Origin of the sequence: Bathymodiolus platifrons methanotrophic gill symbiont (genome assembly GCF_002189065.1) — a bacterium.
Classification (GTDB): Bacteria; Pseudomonadota; Gammaproteobacteria; order Methylococcales; family Methylomonadaceae; genus Methyloprofundus.
In genome coordinates, this window is record NZ_BDMN01000495.1 from 1 (window position 1) to 2,077 (window position 2,077).

Here is a 2,077-nt window from a genome sequence, read left to right on the forward strand (position 1 = left end):
GTAGCATAGTTTCAATTTTACCATAAATAATTATTGGGAAACTTCAGCTGGTTAAACTTCCCCCGATCAACACCACCTTGCAATATAGCAAAGAAATGTTTTTCACCTGGTTGTGCTTCGCGTTCTTTTTGTAAATTCATAATTTCACCTCTTTATTTTTTCTGATTGCATTAACGGCTTTTGCTACATCGTTTCTAAATGCCAGGTGCTTTTTGGTGCGGTGCTGTTTGACAATTCTTAAGCTGTAAGGCGGCTTAAATGCATCTTGATAGCTTGAAACGTTCCCGGGCTTTTCGGTTATGCCTTGTGCAATTTTAAAGGTCTTACATTGCACTTTATAAACTGAGCTGCTCATAAAATCCCCTTAAAAATAATCGTTTTCAACACAGTGCTGAAAATAGGCCGGCCATTCCTTAGCGATCATTTCGCGATTAATTCCATATTGCTCTAAGGCCTCCACAGCATCATCACAATTACTTGTTATCTGGCATTCATAATTGGCTAATGAATCCCATATAATTATTTTTAATGAATTATTCGCCAATTCAAAAGCAATCTTTTCTTGTTGAATCTTCTCCAGCTCTTTAAAAATATCGGCTCCCACGGGTGCAACCATGCCAGACGCTAACCCCTCATAAATCACGCCCTCTTTTTTCTGCTCGTTAAATTGATTATTACTAAACGCAAAAAAGGCACCGTATTTATCAAAAACGGCTGCTTGTGCTGTTTCTACACTAAAATTTTTCACGATCACACGCCCCCGCTTTGAACGTTAAACACATTACCCATGACACGCTCGACAACTGCGCTCTTATGGTCAGTGGATAAATGGGCGTAACGTTCGGTTGTTTGTGTGGATTTATGGCCTAACACCTGTGCAGTTTCGTATAGGGTAGCACCGGCCATGACTAAATAGGATGCTGCTGTATGTCGTAAATCATGGAACCTGAAATTATCAATACCTGCGCGATCAAGCGCACCCTGCCATTGTTTACGAAATTCAAAAGGTCGCTCTGGTCTGGTGGGGCTGTTAAAGATTAAGCTGCTACCTATCTGCCTAAACTTTCTCAACTCGTTTAGTGTGACTTCGGGAATGGGGTTATTTCGTGACTCACCATTTTTAGTGTCGGTAAGTTTTGCCAGTCCCTTGTTAAAATCAATGTCATTCCAGCGCAAACCCATTAATTCACTTTTTCTCATGCCTGTAGTAATAGCCAATAGCACAAGCAAGTGCATTTTGTTCCAAGTTGAATTTTTACACTCAGCTAATAATTGCATACGCTCTTCATCAGACAAATAACGCTCGATCTTATTAGGGGTTGCTTGAACAAAAACGTTATCAACTGGATTTTCTTTTAGGTAATCTTCTCGGATGGCATACCTAAACATTGCAGACAATACCGCTTTATAACGAATGACTGTATTACTTGATCGTGTTTTATTTGATTTATTGCCAGTACCATCAGTAGCAAATGATTTAGTCTCACTAAAGTCTTTGACGGCCTTTTTGACTAACTTAGGTGTAATTGATTTGATTGGCAATCCGTCGAATGTATCGCGCCAATAAAGAGCACGGTAAACCTGGTTATGATCTTTACCAGTCCATTGAAGCATGTATTCCGTTGCTAACTGGTCGAAAGTCATAAACTCAAGTTCAACACCTAATTTTTTAAACAGCCATTTACCGCCAAGCTCTTCAACTTTCGCAGGTGACAATTTTTTTATTTTCTTAGGTTTTAATCTCAGGATAGAATCAATACTAGATTCTAGCGAAGCTGAAAACTCTTCTGCTTGCTGTTTTGTGTTGAATGTTTTGGCTTGAATGAAAGAACCGTTTTTTCTTACGTCGGCTCGATATTTGCCATTAGATAATTTTCTGAAAGTTGCCATGGTAAGAGCCTCTTTAAACTGTTGTGCACACTTTGCATGTGCTGAAAGTGTGCACTTCGATGTGCACATCCTTTAAGTTTAAAGCATTTCAACCGACGGCTTATAGGCTGAACCCCTTATTATATAAGGGTTATCAATGGTAGCGGGGGCAGGATTTGAACCTACGACCTTCGGGTTATGAGCCCGA

General features: G+C 39.7%; 4 protein-coding genes. All 4 read right to left on the reverse strand.

The features are described from left to right. Positions 1-17: 17 nt before the first annotated feature. Genes CDZ78_RS23975 through CDZ78_RS19805 form a run of 4 tightly spaced genes read right to left on the reverse strand, consistent with a single transcriptional unit; the run spans position 18 to position 1,890 of the window. Entirely contained in the window at positions 18-140 is a 123-nt protein-coding gene (locus tag CDZ78_RS23975; RefSeq protein ID WP_263458931.1) for a hypothetical protein, read from the reverse strand. After that, positions 137-355, reverse strand: a complete 219-nt coding sequence (locus tag CDZ78_RS19795; protein ID WP_087871502.1) for a hypothetical protein — start codon at positions 353-355, stop codon at positions 137-139. Before CDZ78_RS19795 ends, CDZ78_RS23975 begins: the two co-directional genes overlap by 4 nt. Positions 356-364: 9 nt before the next feature. Beyond that, on the reverse strand, positions 365-748 hold the full coding sequence (locus tag CDZ78_RS19800) for a DUF7659 family protein (RefSeq protein ID WP_140414254.1): 384 nt from the start codon (positions 746-748) through the stop codon (positions 365-367). A gap of 2 nt (positions 749-750) precedes the next feature. Further along, positions 751-1,890: a tyrosine-type recombinase/integrase gene (locus CDZ78_RS19805; RefSeq protein ID WP_087871504.1), complete on the reverse strand. Its 1,140-nt coding sequence runs from the start codon at positions 1,888-1,890 to the stop codon at positions 751-753. Positions 1,891-2,077 lie beyond the last annotated feature (187 nt).